Source organism: Streptomyces sp. NPDC053426 (assembly GCF_055585405.1).
The window spans coordinates 450902-467482 of sequence record NZ_JBVJKE010000001.1; the positions used below are offsets into that span (position 1 = coordinate 450902).

Below are 16581 nucleotides of genomic sequence, written 5' to 3' on the forward strand. Positions count from 1 at the left end.
GACGTGAGGCGGCGGCCGGCGGTGGTGCTGCGCGTGACGGCGGTCCGCAAGGGCTTCGGGTCCCGGCAGGTCCTGCGCGGGGTCGGCTTCGAGGCGCGGGCGGGGCAGCTGGTGGGCACCCGGGGCTACCGCCCGCAGCACCCGGTCCTGGACGAGGAGCTGACCGTGCGCCAGCACCTGCGCCTCTTCCAGATCGCCTACCGTCTCCCGGACCCCGGCCGCGCGCTGCGGCTGATCGACGCGCTCTCCGCGGCCGGCTGTCTGGACACGCCGGTGAAAGTCCTCAGCGGCGGCACCCTGCAGAAGCCGGACCTGGTCCTCGCCTTGCTGACCATGGCGAAGACCCTCACCGCACCCAGGACGTTCCCCTTCCGGCTGCGCGCCACCGGCACCTGGCTGCGCGCCGGCGGGGACGAGATCACGATGATCAGCGGCTCCCTGAACGCCGTGTCCCTCCTGGTGGGATTCCTGATGTTCAGCGCCGCACGCCGCACCGACCAGCCGCCCGCACGTCCCCGCCCTCACGGGTGATCGGGCGGGCGGCGGGACACGAACGGGTGCGGTGCGGGTTTCGGCCCGGACCGCCGGTGGTTAGGAGGGGGTGGGAAAGGAGATCCGTCATGCCGACACAGGGATCCGAAAAGCAACCCACTGCCGAGCTCGACGCCCGCTACAGCTCCGCGCTCAACCCCCGCCCGGGTGCCGCGGAGGTCGCCGCCACCGAGTGGGCCGAGGCCCGACGGCAGCTGGAGACCGCGGAGATCTTCTGGGTGTCCACGGTGCGGCCCGACGGGCGGCTGCACGTCACACCCGTGATCGCCGCCTGGTACGGCGGTGTGGCGTACTTCTCCACCGGCCGGGGTGAACAGAAGGCGAGGAACCTCGCTCATGATGCCCACTGCGCCCTGACCACCGGCGGGAACTCGCTCACCGAGGGGCTCGACCTCGTGGTGGAGGGCAGGGCGGAGCCGGTCACGGATCCGGCGCTGCTGGAGGAGGTGATCGCCGCGTTCGAGGCGAAGTACGGGCCGCACATCACCTCGCCCGAAGGCACCTTCCACGGGATCGGGGACGCGTTCCGGAAGGGGGACGATGTGGTGTACGCGGTGGCCCCGGTCACGGCGTACGGCTTCGGGCGGGACAACGGGGTCTACAGCCATACCCGTTGGGTGTTCTGAGCGGCCGTCGGGACGGCGGAAGTCCACGGATCCTTCCGCCCGGGGCGGGAACCATCCGGCCGGCACCACTCGTCACCGATCACCACCTGCCGCCCGGAGCGGCGGGAGACACCGGGCGAGGGAACAACGGGGGATGTCATGAAGCGTGCGTCTGCGGCGAGAGCGGGCCTGACGGCCGTGGCGGACACCCCTGTCGGCCCCGGCGAGATGCGGGACGGCATGACGCCGGTCACCGGCGACTACGGGAAGCCGGACGGGCAGGGCAAGCCGGTGCTGTTCGAAGGCGTCGATCATGTCCCCCGAGGACACCTGCGCACGCCGTTCGGGTAGGTCTCGCGCCGCGTGGGCTCCAGTCCCCGATCAGCGATGAGGGCGACGCGAGTGTCGAAGTCGTCGACGAAGACGGTGTGCAGGGCGTGGCCGGCGTGCTCGGGCCGCTGTTCGACGGCGAGGGACCGGTGTTCCGCGAGTTCCCATACGGCCTCCGTGTCGCTCGCGACGAACGTCGGCGGGGAGCCGGGCAGTCGTTCGTACCAGGCCGGCGCCGCCGCGTAGTCGTTGACCGGGATGCCTGCGAAGAGGTCGACGGCCATGCCGTCATGACAGGTGCGGCGTGCTCCGGTCCGGGCGGAAGCGGTGATGCACGGGGTGAGGGCTCGCTTCTGGGGTTGCGTCCGTGCCGACGCCCGCCACGCCGCTGTCCGCGTGTCCCCCGTTGAACGTGCAGGTTCACACGCCTCGGCTGTCCCTGCCGGGAGCGACCGACGAGCTCCTGGAACCGTCCGGTCCCGACGGCGCGCAAGGGGGCGGCCACGGGCCCTCCCCGGCCGTTCGACGATCCGATGTCCCCGTACGAGGACAGTCCGGAGCGCGAGTGGCGCCGGCTGCGGGGAATACGGTCCGGCCGGGGCCGGGTCAGTGCCGGCTCATGGCGTCTCTCCTTCGTCGTGGTCGTCGACGGGGAGCCGGTGGGCGTGCAGGATCTGATCGGCGTCGACTTCGACGGATTCGGAACGGTCACCGCATTCTCCTGGCTCAGCCCCGATGTACGCGGTGCCGGGTTCGGGAAGGAGGTGCGCCGAACGGTGTCTCCCGGGACAGCCGGCGGGGCGAGCGGGCGCAGATCGGATGCCGGCGGCTGACCCGTGAGGAGTGGGTCGAGCTGCGGCGGGACGGCATCGAACTCGTCGCCGTCGCCGAGTGTCCGCCGGTCCTCGGGATCGACCCGCCGCCGCAGGCACAGGCACAGGCACTAAAGGTTGTTCGAGGAGAGGGCGGCGGAAGGTGAATCGTCCGCGGGGGCGGGGCGTCCGGGAGAGCCGGCGGGCGCGGCGTGCAGGACGGCGGCGATCTGGCCGCGCCGGGAGACCGCCAGTTTGTCGAGGATGTGCTCGACATGGGAGTCGGCGGTGCGTTTGGAGATGACGAGCTGCTCGGCGATCTCGCGATTGGACATCCCCTTGGTGATGAGCTCGGCGACCTCGCGCTCGCGCTTGGTCAGTGTGTCCACGCCGGTGGCGGCGCCGGGCCCGGCCGGCTGTTCGGGGGTGGGCTCCTCGGCGTCCTCGGCGGCGAGGGCGACCGCGAGGTCCTCGTCGAGTTCCGCCCCCTGCCGGAAGAGTTCGCTGAACCGCGCCTGGCCGAGCTGCCCGCTGACCTGTCCCATGATCTGCTCGTGCGTCTGGGCCAGGCTGGGCCGGGACCACATCAGAACGACGTCTCCGGCGCGGAAGTAGGCGTCGGCCGCGCCCAGCAGCCAGGCCGCCCGCACCGGCCGGTTGGCGGCCGCGGCTTCCCAGGCGAGGATCTCCAGGCACGTGGCGATGCCGTCCGCCTCGTCCTGGCCGGCTTTGAGGCGGACGGCCCGCCGGATCACGGGGCCGCATTCGGCGTGCCTGCCCTCCACCCACAGGGCCAGTCCGATGAACTCCTGGATGAAGGAGCGGTAGAAGGACTCTCCCGTGGAGCCGAACGCTTCCTGGTAGGCGCGTTCGGCGGCCAGCGCCCGCCGGGAGTCTCCCGTGAAGCCGGCGATCATCGCGTCGTGCATGTGGACGAAGCCGATTCCGAGTTCGTAGCCGCTGGGCAGCAGCAACTCGCGGGCTTCGGCGTAGTGGGCGTCGGCCGTGACGTCCTGTCCGGCCAGCATGTGACCCAAGCCGACGATCTGGAGGGCGTAGCCGCGGAGCCGGTCGTCACCGAGCCCGTTCGCCAGGTCGAGCGACTGCCGGTTCGCCTCCTCGCCGACCGTGCGGTCACCTTGCACGAAGGAGAAGTGGGCGTAGTGGGCCAGGGCTTCGGCGCGTTCCGGCACCGGGTCGGTGACCAGTTCCAGTCCGCGCTCCAGCCACAGCCGGGCCTCGCTGAAGCGGGAGGTGCACAGCCAGTACGGGACGAGACAGAGTGTCAGTCGCAGCGCGTCGACCGGAGCGGCGTGACCGCGGTCGTGGGAGCGTTCCAGTGCCGTACGCACATTCGCCCAGTCGCGGGCCAGCGCGTGCACCAGGCCCACTTGGCGGTCGGTGTAGGCGGCGCGGTGGAAGTGGGCGGCCAGGTCGGTGTAGTGGGCGAGATGGCGGTCGCGGGTGGTGTCCTCCTCGTCGACGCGTTCCAGCCACTCGGCTCCGTATTCCCGCATCGTGTCCAGCAGCCGGTATCGCGTTCCCGAGCCGGAGGGGTCGTCCACGCGCAGCACGATCGACTTGTCGACCAGGCTGATCAAGTGCTCGACGACCTCCTCCTCGTAGATGTCGCCGCCCGCGGTCACACGCTCCGCGGCGGTCAGGTCGAAGGTGCCCGCGAAGACCGACAGCCGTGACCACACCAACCGCTCCTCCGGGGAGCAGAGTTCGTGGCTCCAGCCGATGGTGGTGCGTAGCGTCTGGTGGCGCGGCAGGGCCGTGCGGCGGCCACCGGTCAGGACGCGGAATCGGTCCTCCAGGCGGGCGGCGAGCTGCTCCAGCGGGATCGCGCGCAGTCGCACGGTCGCGAGCTCGATGGCGAGCGGAATGCCGTCGAGCCGGCGGCAGAGCGCCCGGACGTCGTCGCGGTTGTCGTCGGTGACCTGGAATCCGGGGACGACGGCCGCGGCACGTTGGGCGAACAACTCGGCGGCGTCCCCGGACTCGACGTTCAGGGGCGGGACGGCGACGGTGTGCTCGCCGGGGACGTCCAGCGGCTGACGGCTCGTCGCGAGCAGCCGTACGTCGGGGGTCTCCCGCAGGACCAGGTCGGCGAACAGCGCGCAGGAATCCACCAGATGCTCGCAGGTGTCCAGCACCAGCAGCATGCGGCGGCCGCGAAGGTGGGCCACGACGGCGTCGAGCGGATCGCCGGTCCCGAGGTCGCGGATGCCGAGCAGGTCCGCCAGGGACTGCGGGAGCAGGTCACCCTGGTGCAGTCCGGAAAGCTCCGCCAGGCAGACGCCGTCGGGGTACTCGGCGGCGAGGTCACTGGCGACCCGTAGGGCGATCCGGCTCTTGCCGACCCCTCCGGGACCGGTCAGGGTGACCAGCCGGGCATCGTTCAACAGGCGTCGCACATGACCCAGTTCGACGCTGCGGCCGACGAACGACGTCACCGCGCTCGGCAGTCCGCACCGGGTCTGGGCGTACCCCATGGCCATGCCTCACCTCCTCGTTCCTCGTTCGGCGCGTGTTCTGAGCCACGCGGTGCGGTGGATCATCGTAGGAACCGTGGTGCCGCGCGGGAACGCATGACGTGAATCCGTCGCGCGTAACCGGAAATTGTTCGCCGGCTGACCGGTAGTGCCCATGTGCCGTTCGGTCTCCCGATCGAGGTCACGTTCCGCACTGGTTGCGGCGATGGGTGAGATAGGCGTCCTGAAGGCGGCTGAACGCCTCGTAGAGCCGGGTCCCGGTCGTGCAGTGGAAAACGGTGGTGCACTGCGCGCAGGTGCGGGTGTGCCGGCGGTGAGCGGTGGAAGCGGCCATGTACCGCGTGTACAGGTCGTCAGGCACGCAAGCGACTTTCGTGGGCTCGGGAAGGGGGTGCGACCGGTCACGCGCCGGGACCGTGGTCCAGAAGGTGCCCGATGAGCGTGTCGAGGTCGAGGTACTCGCCTTCCCGGCCGGGCGGGACGACGTGCTCCGTCCACTGGAGGAAGGCCTCGATGTCCGGCGTCCGGGCCCGCAGCAGGACCGGATCCCCGTCGGGTGTTCCGCCGTGGCCGGCGAGCAGGAGGTGGACACTGCCCGCGTCGCCGTCGTGGCCGGGGTAGACCGACACATCACCGCCACCGGCCCGGCCTCTGATGCCGGCGGTGAGCAGATCACGGGAGACGGCCCAGGTGACCTGGGTTTCCGCACGGGCGTGGCTGTCCAGGTACACGGTGTACGGGTCTTCGGTGGAGTAGGCCAGGCAGATCGGGACGGGAACTCTCCGACCGCCGGTCATGTCGTGCATCAGCAGGTGCGTCGTGCACAGCGACACGCTCGAGCGCCGCGGGGGGACGCCGGAGGGCTTCTTCATGATTTACCCCAACTATTCGAGAGCGGCCTTCCCGAAGACCTGAACGCCTCTCCCGAAAGTAACGTGCGGGAGGAAGGCGACGTCACCGCGACACCGAGAGATGGGTATACCCACATACCGCGCCGACTGCCGGACATATCAATGCGCGGCGACAAACGCACGCGACTTTCCCTTGGTTCGGCCGACCCTCGGGTGAAATACGTATACGGATCTGCCGGGCCCGGCATACCTAGCCGGCAGCCGAAATGCCGATATCTGCACGGTCCGGCATGCGAGGGCGCCACCATGGGAACCGGTAGGGCGTTGTGATTGCCGTGGTACCGCGGGAAAGACGTCTCTTCTCTTTGATTACCGATGAGCGACAGGAGTTTGCGCGTGTGGACCACCGGAGCCGATCGAATCGCCAGTGGCCATGTGTATGAGAAACCGAAAGGAGGTGCGGCGGCCTTCGACCCACCGGAAGAAACCGACGAATATCGCGACTGCCCATGGTGTCCGGACGTGCCGCACGGCCCTGAAGGCGCTCCCGGAGGCTCCGGGAATCACGTGCCGGAAGATCATCCGATGTCGGCGGCCCGGGACGACCGCGCGCTCCGATCGGTGATGCTCGGTCTTGCCCTGGTCGTCATGTGGCTGGCCACGGTGCTCACCGCCTCGGGTGGTTGTGGAAGTGGGCGTTGAGCCGCTGACCGTTGAGCGCGAACGGTGGCCGGACCTTCGGCGAGATGCCGTGCGGTCCACCGGACAACGAGAGACACCGGCGCGGTGAATCAAGTGCGGGAGATCGTGGGCCTGGTCGGCGGTGTGCCGGGCCAGGAGGTCATCGGCGGCCGCCTCCACGGCTCCTCGGTGCTCGGCGGACTCCGGCCGGCCGACGACGCCGGGGCCTGGGCGGACTGACGCGCCGTCGGGTCGGCGGGGCCGCCATCAGCTGGTGACGGCCCCTGCTCGCACCGTTGCTCCGGGCGGGTGACATACGGAGCGCGGCCCGGCACCCGGGCGGGGATGCTGGCGTCATGACCCCCTCCGCGTCAAGGCGGCTCGCCGTCGCGCTACTCGTCTGGCTCACCGTCGTCCCCGGAACGGTCGCGTTGTCCCCGGCCGGCGGGGGGTCCGCGGTCTCAGGCGGCCCCGTCCCGGCCGGCGACGACCCACTGCCGGCGCTCGAGAAGGCCGCCCGGCCGCTGCGCACCGTCGAGCCCTCGGGCCCCTTCGAGGACCTGCGTGCCTTCGGGAAGGCGGTCGGTGACGCCGTGGTGGTCGGCATCGGCGAGGCCGCCCACGGCTCCCACGACTTCGTCACCTTCAGGCACCGGGTGCTGCGGTACCTGGTCGAGGAGAAGGGCTTCCGCTCCTTCGTCCTGGAGGCCAACTGGAGCGCCGGCGCCCGCCTCGACCACTATCTGCTCACCGGTCGGGGCGATCCCGCCCGGATCATGTCCGAGGAGTTCCAGAACGCCTTCGTGCTGCTGCACAGCCAGGAGTACCTGGACATGATCCGCTGGATGCGCGCCTACAACGTCGCCCACCCCGACGATCCGCTCAGGTTCGCCGGCAACGACAACGGCTACGCCGGCCCGGAGCTGTACGACCGGGTCGTCGACCACGTCCGGCGGACCCACCCCGACCTGCTGCCCTCCGTCACCGAGCTGTACCGGGGCCTGCGTCCGACCCTGCCGGTCGGCGAGTGGATCCGCGCCACCACCGCCGCGCCCCTGGACGAGCGCCGTGCGCGGGCCGAGCGCACCGGCCGCGTGCTCGCGCTGCTCCGCGCCCGCGACGCCGCCGGGGCCGGGGACGAGCACGCCTGGGCGGTCCGGCACGCCACCGTCATCGACCAGGTGGCGCGCCTGTACGCCTTCGACTTCACGGACCCCGACGCCGTGCCGGAAGCCATGATCTACCGGGACACCGTCATGGCGGACAACACCTTGTGGTGGCAACGCCGTACCGGACACCGACTGGTGCTCGGCGGGCACAACAGCCACCTGTACACCGCCTCCTCCACCCCCAGCCTCCCCCTCGTACAGGGACAGGTGCTCCGGCGGCGGCTGGGCGACGGCTACCTGGCCGTGGGACTCTCCTTCGACCGGGGCGCCGTGCACGCCACCGGACAGGGCTTGCAGCATCCGGTCGACGAGGATGTCAGGCGGTTCGAAGTCGAACCCGCCGCTCCGGGCTCGGTGGAACACACCCTGGCCCGGGTGAGTCACCCGAACTGGTACCTCGACCTGCGCACCGCGCCGCCCGCCGCCCGCAACGGGCTGGACGTCACCCGGCCCAAACGGGAGATCGGCACGGACTTCCCTCCGCCCGGCGACCAGGTCGACCTGCTGAGATCGGCGGACGTGGTGGTGCACCTGGACGAGATCCGGCCGAGCCGAAGGCTCGACCGGGACGTGTCCGAACAGCGGCCCCACGCGCCCGTCGGGTCCGCCGCCCCGCTGCCCGACCTGCGAAAGGCCGCGCACCCCCTGCGCACCGTGGAGCCCACCGGTCCCTTCGACGACCTGCGGCCCCTGGGAAGGACGGTGGGCGACGCCCGACTGGTCGGCATCGGACAGGCCGCCCACGGCGGACACGAGTTCCTCGCCTTCCAGCATCGTGCGTTCCGGTACCTGGTCGAGGAGAAGGGCTTCCGCTCCCTCGTCCTCGAAGCACCCTGGAGTGCCGGGCTCCGCCTGAACGACTATCTGCGCACGGGGCGCGGCGATCCCGCCCGGATCATGTCCGAGGAGTACCACAACGCCTATCTCTTCATGCACACCCGCGAAGTCCTGGACCTGATCCGCTGGATGCGCGCGTACAACATCGTCCACCCCGACGACCCGCTCGAATTCGCGGGCAACGACAGCAGTTACGCGAGTCCCGATCTGTACGACCGGGTCGTCGGGCACGTCCGCGAGGCGCACCCCGACCTGCTGCCGACCGTCACCGAGCTCTACCGGGGACTGCGTCCCACCCTGCCCGCGGGCGAGTACATGGAGGCCTACATAAAGGCGCCTCCGGCCGTGCGGCGGGAGAAGGCCGAACGCACCGGGCGTGTCCTGGAACTGCTGCGCGCCCAAAAGCCCGCCGAGCGCGGCGAGGCCGGGGACGACCACGCCTGGGCGGTGCGGAACGCGGAGGTCGTCGACCAGGTCGCGCGCCAGTACGCCTTCGACTACGACGACCCGGCCGAGGAACGCGAGGCCCTCGCCCACCGCGACTTCGCGATGACGGACAACACCCTCTGGTGGCTCCGGCAGACCGGCGACCGGACGATGCTGGCCGCCCACAACGGCCACGCGTACCTGGAGGGCTTCGACCCGGACTACCCCGTCACCCAGGGCGGCCTGCTGCGCGGCGTGCTCGGAGACGGTTACCGGGTCGTGGGTCTGGCGTTCGGCCACGGGTCCTTCCTCGCCACCGACCGGGGTGTCGCCGAACCCCGCGACGAGGACGTGAAGACGTTCCACTCGGGGCCCATCGCCGCCGGCTCGGTCGAGCACACCCTGGACCGGGTGAGCCACCACGACTGGTATCTCGACCTGCGCACCGCACCACCCGCCGTCCGCGACTGGCTGGGCACGACCCGGCCCAAGCGCGAGATCGGCACGCACTGGCCCCGGGACCCGGACCCGGTCAACCTGCTCAGGGCGGCGGACGCGGTGGCGTACCTGCACGACATCCGACCGAGCCACCTGCTTCCGCGCACCTGCTCTCCCGCGACGAGGACCCCGGCAGCGCTCGACCGCTGGACGCGGGTGGCGGGGTCCCTTGTCGGCATCGGATCGATGGTGTGTCGGGGAGAAGAGCGCGCAACGCACCGGCGAGCGAGCCAGGGGCAGTGCTCCTCGCTCTCCGGCGGGTCGCCGCGGGTCTGCGTGTCGCGCAGTGCGGCGGTGATCTCCGAGTAGTACTGCCGGTGCACCGTCGCGGCCCACGATCAGGATCGCGCGGTCAGTGACCACGAACGTCGCCACCGGCAGTGGCTTCGGCGTCCTCGGCCAAAGTCCCCTCAGGGCTTCTCGCCGCGCGCGTACGGGCCGAGGAGAGCTCGGAACTCGGCGTCACCGGGGGGCTCGAACTCCTTGGTGTCCGGGCCGCGTTCGACGAACGGTGTGCACTCGGCGGCGGTGCGGCCGACCATGCCGTGGGTGCCGAGCAGGCGGCCGGTACGGGCCTCCAGGACGCGTACCTCGTACCGGCCCTCGTAATGGGAGATCTTCCGGCTCGCCTCGGCGGGCTCCTCGTACCGGCACACCCTGAGGAGCTTGCCCATCCCCATGTACTGGGCGCAGGCGACGAGTTGTACCCGCTCGGGCAGCGGAGTGAACGGGTCGGCGCGGTCGTGGCCGCCGGAGCCCTCGAACTGGTGCAGCAGCCCGTTGACATGGACGACCATGGGGTGGGGTCCCGACGCGGACACGCGTGCCGCCCGGGGGACCGGGCGGCTCCCGTCCTCCTGGCACAGGCCGCCGAACGAGAAGAGGCCGAGGCGCGTCTCCACGGGTCCTTCCGGCACGGAGGCCGTCGGAGTGACCGGCCGTCCGGAGGATCCCGGGGCGATGGAGAAGGCTGGGGTCGCGGCGGATCCGCCGGTATCGCCGTCGCCACCCGAGGACCGTGCCAGCAGCCCGATCAGGACCGCGACCCCCGTCAAGGCCACCACCCCGGCCCAGTAGCGCGCCCGTCCGGCCACCCCGTCCGCCCCTTTCCGGCATCGCCGCCCTGCCCCTGATCCGTCCCGGGAGGCGGTGGGACCACCGTAGCCGCTCGGCGCGAACCGTACGCCGGCCCGGCGGTCAGGGTTCGTCCCGCGATCTCTGCGGGTGCATCGCGAACGGCACCAAGGCGCAGCCGCCGACCCGCTTCCATCCGAACGGCAGGACACCACCGCACCAGGATGGTTCCGCCTCCTCGAACTGGTGGAGGAGGAGGAAACTGTACGGGTGAGCGATTCCGGTGACTCCCGTGGGCCGGCGTCGGCCGAAGAGATCCACGCCTGTCTCGTCGAGCAATTGAACAGGGCGTTGAGGGCGCCGGAGACGTTCGGGGGTGAGATCGCCCTTCGGATGCTGATCGACCATCTGCTGACGGTGGAACGGGAGCGGGAGGCGTACGAGCGGCTGCGGCGATCGTGGGAAGAGCGCGTGATCCTCGGGCACCTCACGCAGGACGGGCCGACCGACCTCTTCTCGTCGTCCGGCATGCGCTCTGATCTGTGCTTCGAGGCGGCCGGCAGCCGCCGAACGCTGACCAGGACAGCCCTTTCAGTTCTTGCGGATGCGGCGCGCCTCGGCCACGAGTCTGCGGGGCAGCTTCGGCCCCGCACATGCGTAGTCGATCAACTGATTCCGGTAGGTGGTGTTCGCGAGTCCCGGCGCCAGGGCGATCAGGTCCCTGAGGTCGTTGGACGAGCCGGAGAGGCGGGTGCGGTAGGCGGCGGCCGCCGCGCGCAGCAAGACTTCGTGAGGTTCGTGTTCCAGGCCCTGCGCGGCGAGGCGTGCGGCTGCGGCGAAGTCGCCCTGCTCGGCGCGTACATCCGCCAGGTCCAGGTGGAGGGACCAGTTGACGCAGTCCAAGCGCAAGGCGTCTTCGAAGGCTGCCGCAGCCTGGTCCAGATCGCCCATCACGCGCCAGGTGGTCGCCCGCGCGACCGCGGTCCACATGACCCGATCGACGGCATCGGCGCGGTCGCACAGCGCGAAAGCCGGCTCGTAGCGTCCGCAGGCCCGGGGCAGCCGGGCCATGGCGGCCGGCGCCTCGGCACTCACCGCGTCGAGAAAACGCTCGTCGCCGAACCAGGGAGCGGCACCCCGTGCCACCTCGGGTCGCGCGCCCGTGACCGAACCGAGGGCCATCACCGCGTCGTCCATGTCCCCTTCGAGGCTCTCCTCCAGTTCCGAGCGGCGGTCCCGCCACAGCTCCGCGAGGGCCGCATACGGCTCCGGGGCTGCCGGTGCCGATGCGATCGCCCCCACCAGAAGTTTCAGGGCGCCGACCGGACTTCCGCCGCAGTGCGCCATCACGCCGGCGAGACCGACTCCCGCCGCCACCGACTGATTCGGCATCTCCACAGAATATTCGTGGCCAAAGGTTCTGTGAGCGCTTCCGCTTGGACGGCGGTACCGCCTCGGTGAACGTCCCGGAGCCGTCCTGCTGAGGTCACAGCAGCGAGAGATGGATCAGGCGGGCGCTCCCTCCCTCCCCCGTGTCGGTCGTCAGGGCCACGTAGCGGGTGGTCGTGTCCGTCGCGAGGCGGCGGGTGCGGCCGTGGCCGGTGAGCTTGCCGGCCGGTGTGTAGTCGAGGCCGTCGCTGCTGAACTCCACTCGGAGTGCGGGGACATGGCCGCTCGTCCAGTCCGTGCGGATGTCGTGGACCCGGAGTCGGCTACCGAGGTCGACGACCATGCGGCCTTGCGGGCCGGGCGTCCACGCCGTCGACGGCGGCTGAGGGGTCCGACATGCCGGCCCCACGTGGCAGATCGACTGACCGACGACGGGATTCGCCGCGTCGGTGATGTCCCGGACGCCGGTGCCGCTGCCCAAGGAGACCTCGCCCGGGTAGGCGACCTGCGTATTCGTGTAGCGAACGGTCGCGTAGTCGTTGCCCGGGAAACTCACTCCCGCGGCGACACCGACGACGATGGTCAGGGCGGCGTCGGCCTACCAGGTCCGGGCTCCCTGGGCGCACCAGCCCGGGACGAGCGCGTACAGCGTGGAGCCGGAGCGGGCGTTGAAGCCCACGGTGCAGCGGATGCCGGTGCTGTAGAGGGTGTCACCGCCGCGCACCGCGACGGCCGCCCGGCGCCCCGCCCGCTCCTCCGCGTGGGCGGCCGGCAGGCCGAGAAACCGCCGACCGCAGGGTTCCGGTGGTGAGCGGCGTCAGCGGTCCGGAAAGCGGGACACACCGATCAGGACGGTTCCAGTGAGGAAGAGCCCAGCGCCCACTGCCATGAGCCAAGGGAGCACGTTCCCTGACAGGGCGAAGGCGAAGACGACGAGAACGCAGCTGAGACCGCACCCCGCGAGCATCTGGCCGAGCCCATGAGGAACAGGACGCACGACGTGAGCCCGCTCCCAGGGATGGACCCATCCGGTGAGAAGCTCCACCACACCACTTGCCGCGACAGCCAGGGCGAACGCGATGAACGTCCCCAGCACCACATACTGCATCCCGCCTCCTCGGCGGTCATCGTGGCACAGCGGCGTGAGCCCGCCTGACCGCCGTGCGCGACCGGCGGTCGGTGGACGCCACGGCGTATCCTGCGCGTGTGGGGCTACGGTTCGAGACGCGCGGGTCCGACTCTCCGTGGGTCGACGCCGTGTGGACGTGCACGAGTGAGCAGGTCGCGGCGATGACGTCCGTCGCGGGGGTGCGGCTGGGCCTGGTGTTCTGGGAGCAGGACGGGCAGGCGCACGCGGGCGTCACCGGTCCCGAGACCCGGAGCGGGACGGCGCCGGTGCCGGAGGGTGCGACGTTCACGGGCATCGAGTTCGCCGTGGGCACGTCGTTGCGGGCCGTGCCCACGTCGGCGCTGGTCGACGGCGGCATCGGGCTCCCCGACACCTCCCGCCGTTCGTTCCGGCTGGACGGCGCGCGCTGGGAGACACCCGGGCCCGACGACGCCGAGGCGTTGGTCGAGCGGCTCGTCCGGGCCGGGACCGTGGTCCGTGACCCGCTCGTCACCGAGGTGCTGCGAGGACGGTGCCCGGCCGTCTCGGGGCGCACGGTCGAGCGCCGGTTCCGTGCCGCGACCGGGCTGACGCGGGGCGCGGTCAGGCAGATCGAGCGGGCGCGCACGGCGGCGGAGCTGCTGGCGGCCGGCGAGCAGGCCGCCGACGTCGTCGCCAAGCTCGACTACTTCGACGAGCCGCACCTGGCCAGGGCGCTGCGCTCCTACGTCGGACGCACCGCCGGGCAGCTGCGCGACGGCGCCGGCGGTGCGATCGCCCTCGACACGGGTCAGCGCTTGACGTCGTAGACCAGCTTGAGGATCCCGTTCGAGTAGGTCTCCGACTCCCTCGGCCTCAGCATCTGCTTGTCCCGGTCGGCCCGGCCGAACAGGCTCTTGCCGGCACCGAGCAGCACGGGGAAGACGAGCAGGTTGTACCGGTCGATCAGGCCCGCGTCCGACAGCCGCCGGGCCAGCTCCGCGCTCCCGTGGATGAAGATCGCGCCGCCCTCGCCCTCCTTGAGCGCGGCGACGTCCTCGGTCGAGCGCAGGATCGTCGTCGGCCCCCACCCGTCGACGAGGGCGTCCTCGGACAGGCTGCCCGACACCACGTACTTGGGCAGCTCCTTGTAGGCGGCGTGGTCCTCGGAGCCGGGCCAGACCGGTGCGAACGCCTCGTAGCTGCGACGGCCGAACATCAGCGCCGTCGTGTCGGCGAGCTCCTCGCCCTTCAGCGACCAGGCTTCCTCGACGAACTCGAGGTCCTTGAAGACCCAGCCGCCACTGCGGTGCCCCTCCTCCGGACCGCCGGGCGAGTCCACGACGCCGTCGAGCGACATGAAACCGGTGTAGACCAGGTCACGCATGCTGTTGTCCTCCTCCTGCTCGGGCAAGCCATCGGGGTTCACCGTAGACGGCGCCGCAACAGCCGTCTTGGACGGAAACGACACGCACCCCCGACGCCGCGGGAGTCGGTACGTACGGCACGTCGACTCCCCGTGGAGGACGGCATGTCCCTGGACCTCTTCGCCGGCACGAGGCGGTGTGGGAGGTCGCCGAGCGGGGCATCAAGGCCGTCGGCCGCGAGACGTACGAAGGTGGTGTGCCCAAGGTGCTCTACCGGGATCCGGAGGGCAACGAGATCAGCCTCGGCCGCGGACCGGGCTGACGACGATCGTCCCGGCCCGCCGGCGGAGGGCTGCTGCCATCATGGCAGTGCCATCGCCCGGCGCGGCCCCGGCAGACGAACGGAAGCACACGGATGACCACCCCGGATCATGAGTACCTCGCGGACGACTGCTGGATCATCGACGCGAACCTGCGGCCCTTGTGCGAGTCGGTGGGAGCCTTCGCCGGCTACGAGTTCGGCGACTCCGACTGGCAGGCCGTCGAGACCGCGCTGCCCGCGACGGACGTCGAGCGAGACGCCTGGTACGACTACCCCCTGCTCGGCCACGTGCCTCTCACTCTGTTCGTCGCAGCCGATCCGGGGTCGTCCGTGGTGTTCGTGAGAGTCGCGGGCGTGTCCGACGACCGCACCGCGGCGCAGGTCGAGGCGGCGCTGCACATCTTCGCGACATGGGAGGTGGCCTGATGGTCGCCTCGCTGCCGCTCGTGCCGGTGCCGGCGGCACGAGCGGGGGCGGGGACACGTCACGCGACGGCGGTGCCCTCGATCTCGACCATCAGGGTGGGGATCGCCAGCCGTGTCACCCCGAGCATCGTGGTGGTCGGCGCCACTCCGGCGGCGCCCAGCCGCGACGCCAGCACGCCGTAGTGCTGGAAGAGCAGGTCGACGTCGGTGGTGTAGACGTTGAGCCTGACGAGGTTCGCCAGGGTCATGTCGGCCCGGCCGAGGACGGCCTCCAGGTTGTCGAGGCTGAGTGCCAACTGCGCCGCCATGTCACCGTCGTGCAGGGGTTCGCCGTCGCCGCTCATCGCGGTCTGTCCGGCGCAGTACAGGGTCCGGGTGTGCCCGGTGACGACTTCGCCCTGGTTGTAGCCCAGCTCCGCCGACCACGTCCACGGGTTGACCGTCGTACGCTCCATGGCCACATGTCTCCAATCGATTCATCGACAGTACGAACGTCCATCGGCTCGGCAGCCGTTCACCTCTGACGTCGTGCGGAGAGCCTCGCAGCAAAAGCGTGACACCTTGTGTCATGTATTTCGGTAGTGTTTTCGGATGCGCGCCAACCGGTTGGTCTCGCTCGTGCTGCTGCTGCGCCGGCACGGCCGGCTGTCCGCGGCCACGCTGGCCCGCGAGCTGGAGGTGTCCACCCGCACCGTGCTGCGCGACATGGAGGCGCTGTCCGCAGCCGGCGTCCCGGTCTACGCCGAACGCGGCCGGAACGGCGGCTTCGCGTTGTTGCCCGGCTTCCGGACCGAGCTCACCGGGCTGAACCACGACGAGGCGCTCGCCCTGCTGGTCGCCGGTTCACGGCGCGGCGGGCAGGTGCTCGGCCTCGGCTCGGCGCTCGCCTCGGCCATGCTCAAGGTGGTGGACGCGCTGCCCGAGAGCCATCGGGACACGGCGGCCGACGCGGCGCAGCGGCTGCTCATCGACCCGGAGACCGACCTCCTCGCGCGCCGCACGGTCGCCGAGGAGGTGCCCGACGCCATAGCGGCCGAGGTCCGGCGCGCGGTGCTCGCCGGACACAGGCTGCGCATCCACTACGCGGCCGCGGACCAGGCCCCGAAGTGGCGCACGGTGGACCCGATCGGCCTGGTCACCGTACGCGACCAGGGCTACTTGCTGGCCACGAGGTCCGGCACGGACCGAACGTACCGGCTGTCCCGGGTGCTGGCCGCCGAGGAGCTCGACGAACCCGCGCAGCGGCCGGACCGGGTCGATCTGGACCGGGCCTGGCAGGAGCGCAGCACCCGGTTCCGGGCCGGCGGTGACCAAGTCGCCGTGCTGGTACGGGTGGACCCGGCGCGGCGGGAGGACCTGGTGGGCACCGCGCTGGCCGTCCTCTCGGAAGAGGCCGACGCGGACGGCCGACTGCGGCTGGAGGTGACCTTCCAGGACGCACGGCACGCCGAATGGGCGCTGTGGCAGCTCGCCACGCACGCGGAAGCCCTGGCCCCGCAGTGGTTGCGTGCCTCCCTGCGCGACCGCGCCACCGCGATGGCCACTCGGTACGGGGTGTCGTCCTGAAAGCCCGCCGACACAGCGGGACCCCCGTTCCCGAGAACCTGCCGCGCCCTTGATCGACACGGTCCCGGCACCGGACCGACGGATCACCGCAA

At 71.1% G+C, this 16581-nt stretch carries 22 protein-coding genes; 11 read left to right on the forward strand and 11 right to left on the reverse strand.

The annotated features are described in order from the left end of the window. Positions 1–21 precede the first annotated feature (21 nt). The 3 genes from ACZ62B_RS01750 to ACZ62B_RS01760 all read left to right on the forward strand — a co-directional run bounded on the left by ACZ62B_RS01750 (position 22) and on the right by ACZ62B_RS01760 (position 1508). Positions 22–531 carry a hypothetical protein gene (locus ACZ62B_RS01750; protein WP_468722603.1) on the forward strand — a complete coding sequence of 170 codons (510 nt, stop codon included), beginning with the start codon at positions 22–24 and terminating at the stop codon, positions 529–531. A gap of 89 nt (positions 532–620) precedes the next feature. Next, complete coding sequence (locus ACZ62B_RS01755) at positions 621–1178, forward strand: pyridoxamine 5'-phosphate oxidase family protein (protein WP_344560373.1); 558 nt, start codon at positions 621–623, stop codon at positions 1176–1178. Positions 1179–1316: 138 nt separating this feature from the next. Further along, positions 1317–1508: a hypothetical protein gene (locus ACZ62B_RS01760; RefSeq protein ID WP_344560372.1), complete on the forward strand. Its 192-nt coding sequence runs from the start codon at positions 1317–1319 to the stop codon at positions 1506–1508. Here the strand turns inward: ACZ62B_RS01760 and ACZ62B_RS01765 are convergent. After that, positions 1469–1771 (reverse strand): VOC family protein, encoded by a 303-nt coding sequence (locus tag ACZ62B_RS01765; RefSeq protein WP_468885927.1) that lies wholly within the window; start codon positions 1769–1771, stop codon positions 1469–1471. The genes ACZ62B_RS01760 and ACZ62B_RS01765 overlap by 40 nt on opposite strands. A gap of 249 nt (positions 1772–2020) precedes the next feature. Here ACZ62B_RS01765 and ACZ62B_RS01770 point away from each other — a divergent pair, with 249 nt between their 5' ends. Continuing rightward, positions 2021–2320, forward strand: coding sequence for a hypothetical protein (locus ACZ62B_RS01770; protein ID WP_344560370.1), 300 nt, complete (start codon positions 2021–2023; stop codon positions 2318–2320). Between the two features lie 110 nt (positions 2321–2430). On the opposite strand, the gene ACZ62B_RS01775 is transcribed toward ACZ62B_RS01770, so the two are convergent. The 3 genes from ACZ62B_RS01775 to ACZ62B_RS01785 all read right to left on the reverse strand — a co-directional run bounded on the left by ACZ62B_RS01775 (position 2431) and on the right by ACZ62B_RS01785 (position 5669). Further along, on the reverse strand, positions 2431–4803 hold the full coding sequence (locus tag ACZ62B_RS01775; RefSeq protein ID WP_468722596.1) for an ATP-binding protein: 2373 nt from the start codon (positions 4801–4803) through the stop codon (positions 2431–2433). 175 nt (positions 4804–4978) lie between these two features. Beyond that, a complete protein-coding gene (locus ACZ62B_RS01780; protein ID WP_468722594.1) occupies positions 4979–5158 on the reverse strand; it encodes a hypothetical protein in 180 nt (59 codons plus the stop codon). Positions 5159–5198: 40 nt separating this feature from the next. Next, complete coding sequence (locus ACZ62B_RS01785) at positions 5199–5669, reverse strand: SsgA family sporulation/cell division regulator (RefSeq protein WP_468722591.1); 471 nt, start codon at positions 5667–5669, stop codon at positions 5199–5201. A 375-nt stretch (positions 5670–6044) separates the two neighbouring features. Here ACZ62B_RS01785 and ACZ62B_RS01790 point away from each other — a divergent pair, with 375 nt between their 5' ends. The 3 genes from ACZ62B_RS01790 to ACZ62B_RS01800 all read left to right on the forward strand — a co-directional run bounded on the left by ACZ62B_RS01790 (position 6045) and on the right by ACZ62B_RS01800 (position 9568). Beyond that, positions 6045–6350, forward strand: a complete 306-nt coding sequence (locus ACZ62B_RS01790; protein WP_468722589.1) for a hypothetical protein — start codon at positions 6045–6047, stop codon at positions 6348–6350. 93 nt (positions 6351–6443) lie between these two features. After that, positions 6444–6569, forward strand: a complete 126-nt coding sequence (locus ACZ62B_RS01795; RefSeq protein ID WP_468722588.1) for a hypothetical protein — start codon at positions 6444–6446, stop codon at positions 6567–6569. Positions 6570–6685: 116 nt separating this feature from the next. Beyond that, positions 6686–9568, forward strand: coding sequence for an erythromycin esterase family protein (locus tag ACZ62B_RS01800; protein WP_469689129.1), 2883 nt, complete (start codon positions 6686–6688; stop codon positions 9566–9568). Positions 9569–9669: 101 nt separating this feature from the next. Here ACZ62B_RS01800 and ACZ62B_RS01805 read toward each other — a convergent pair whose 3' ends face one another. The 5 genes from ACZ62B_RS01805 to ACZ62B_RS01825 form a co-directional block, all read right to left on the reverse strand. After that, positions 9670–10353: a hypothetical protein gene (locus tag ACZ62B_RS01805; RefSeq protein WP_468885920.1), complete on the reverse strand. Its 684-nt coding sequence runs from the start codon at positions 10351–10353 to the stop codon at positions 9670–9672. Positions 10354–10924: 571 nt separating this feature from the next. Next, entirely contained in the window at positions 10925–11725 is an 801-nt protein-coding gene (locus tag ACZ62B_RS01810) for a hypothetical protein (RefSeq protein ID WP_344560361.1), read from the reverse strand. A gap of 94 nt (positions 11726–11819) precedes the next feature. Next, entirely contained in the window at positions 11820–12278 is a 459-nt protein-coding gene (locus ACZ62B_RS01815; RefSeq protein WP_468885918.1) for a discoidin domain-containing protein, read from the reverse strand. A 42-nt stretch (positions 12279–12320) separates the two neighbouring features. Continuing rightward, positions 12321–12446, reverse strand: coding sequence for a hypothetical protein (locus tag ACZ62B_RS01820; RefSeq protein WP_468885917.1), 126 nt, complete (start codon positions 12444–12446; stop codon positions 12321–12323). Positions 12447–12539: 93 nt separating this feature from the next. Beyond that, complete coding sequence (locus ACZ62B_RS01825) at positions 12540–12830, reverse strand: hypothetical protein (RefSeq protein ID WP_468885915.1); 291 nt, start codon at positions 12828–12830, stop codon at positions 12540–12542. Positions 12831–12928: 98 nt separating this feature from the next. Between ACZ62B_RS01825 and ACZ62B_RS01830 the strand changes: the two genes are divergently transcribed. Beyond that, positions 12929–13639 (forward strand): helix-turn-helix domain-containing protein, encoded by a 711-nt coding sequence (locus tag ACZ62B_RS01830; RefSeq protein WP_344560357.1) that lies wholly within the window; start codon positions 12929–12931, stop codon positions 13637–13639. On the opposite strand, the gene ACZ62B_RS01835 is transcribed toward ACZ62B_RS01830, so the two are convergent. Next, a complete protein-coding gene (locus ACZ62B_RS01835; RefSeq protein WP_344560453.1) occupies positions 13621–14196 on the reverse strand; it encodes a dihydrofolate reductase family protein in 576 nt (191 codons plus the stop codon). The genes ACZ62B_RS01830 and ACZ62B_RS01835 overlap by 19 nt on opposite strands. 176 nt (positions 14197–14372) lie before the next feature. Here ACZ62B_RS01835 and ACZ62B_RS01840 point away from each other — a divergent pair, with 176 nt between their 5' ends. Beyond that, positions 14373–14498, forward strand: coding sequence for a hypothetical protein (locus ACZ62B_RS01840; RefSeq protein WP_344560356.1), 126 nt, complete (start codon positions 14373–14375; stop codon positions 14496–14498). 93 nt (positions 14499–14591) lie between these two features. Continuing rightward, positions 14592–14924, forward strand: a complete 333-nt coding sequence (locus tag ACZ62B_RS01845; protein ID WP_468722575.1) for a hypothetical protein — start codon at positions 14592–14594, stop codon at positions 14922–14924. A gap of 58 nt (positions 14925–14982) precedes the next feature. On the opposite strand, the gene ACZ62B_RS01850 is transcribed toward ACZ62B_RS01845, so the two are convergent. Next, positions 14983–15378, reverse strand: a complete 396-nt coding sequence (locus ACZ62B_RS01850; protein ID WP_344560354.1) for a RidA family protein — start codon at positions 15376–15378, stop codon at positions 14983–14985. A gap of 136 nt (positions 15379–15514) precedes the next feature. Between ACZ62B_RS01850 and ACZ62B_RS01855 the strand changes: the two genes are divergently transcribed. Beyond that, positions 15515–16489 carry a helix-turn-helix transcriptional regulator gene (locus tag ACZ62B_RS01855; protein ID WP_344560353.1) on the forward strand — a complete coding sequence of 325 codons (975 nt, stop codon included), beginning with the start codon at positions 15515–15517 and terminating at the stop codon, positions 16487–16489. Positions 16490–16581: the final 92 nt, after the last annotated feature.

Bases quoted from the DNA above. Each gene is read 5' to 3' on its own strand.
- ACZ62B_RS01755 (WP_344560373.1), top strand. From the start codon at position 621: ATGCCGACACAGGGATCCGAAAAGCAACCCACTGCCGAGCTCGACGCC.
- ACZ62B_RS01760 (WP_344560372.1), top strand. From the start codon at position 1,317: ATGAAGCGTGCGTCTGCGGCGAGAGCGGGCCTGACGGCCGTGGCGGAC.
- ACZ62B_RS01765 (WP_468885927.1), bottom strand. From the start codon at position 1,771: ATGGCCGTCGACCTCTTCGCAGGCATCCCGGTCAACGACTACGCGGCG.
- ACZ62B_RS01770 (WP_344560370.1), top strand. From the start codon at position 2,021: ATGTCCCCGTACGAGGACAGTCCGGAGCGCGAGTGGCGCCGGCTGCGG.
- ACZ62B_RS01775 (WP_468722596.1), bottom strand. From the start codon at position 4,803: ATGGCCATGGGGTACGCCCAGACCCGGTGCGGACTGCCGAGCGCGGTG.
- ACZ62B_RS01785 (WP_468722591.1), bottom strand. From the start codon at position 5,669: ATGAAGAAGCCCTCCGGCGTCCCCCCGCGGCGCTCGAGCGTGTCGCTG.
- ACZ62B_RS01800 (WP_469689129.1), top strand. From the start codon at position 6,686: ATGACCCCCTCCGCGTCAAGGCGGCTCGCCGTCGCGCTACTCGTCTGG.
- ACZ62B_RS01810 (WP_344560361.1), bottom strand. From the start codon at position 11,725: ATGCCGAATCAGTCGGTGGCGGCGGGAGTCGGTCTCGCCGGCGTGATG.
- ACZ62B_RS01825 (WP_468885915.1), bottom strand. From the start codon at position 12,830: ATGCAGTATGTGGTGCTGGGGACGTTCATCGCGTTCGCCCTGGCTGTC.
- ACZ62B_RS01835 (WP_344560453.1), bottom strand. From the start codon at position 14,196: ATGCGTGACCTGGTCTACACCGGTTTCATGTCGCTCGACGGCGTCGTG.
- ACZ62B_RS01845 (WP_468722575.1), top strand. From the start codon at position 14,592: ATGACCACCCCGGATCATGAGTACCTCGCGGACGACTGCTGGATCATC.
- ACZ62B_RS01850 (WP_344560354.1), bottom strand. From the start codon at position 15,378: ATGGAGCGTACGACGGTCAACCCGTGGACGTGGTCGGCGGAGCTGGGC.
- ACZ62B_RS01855 (WP_344560353.1), top strand. From the start codon at position 15,515: ATGCGCGCCAACCGGTTGGTCTCGCTCGTGCTGCTGCTGCGCCGGCAC.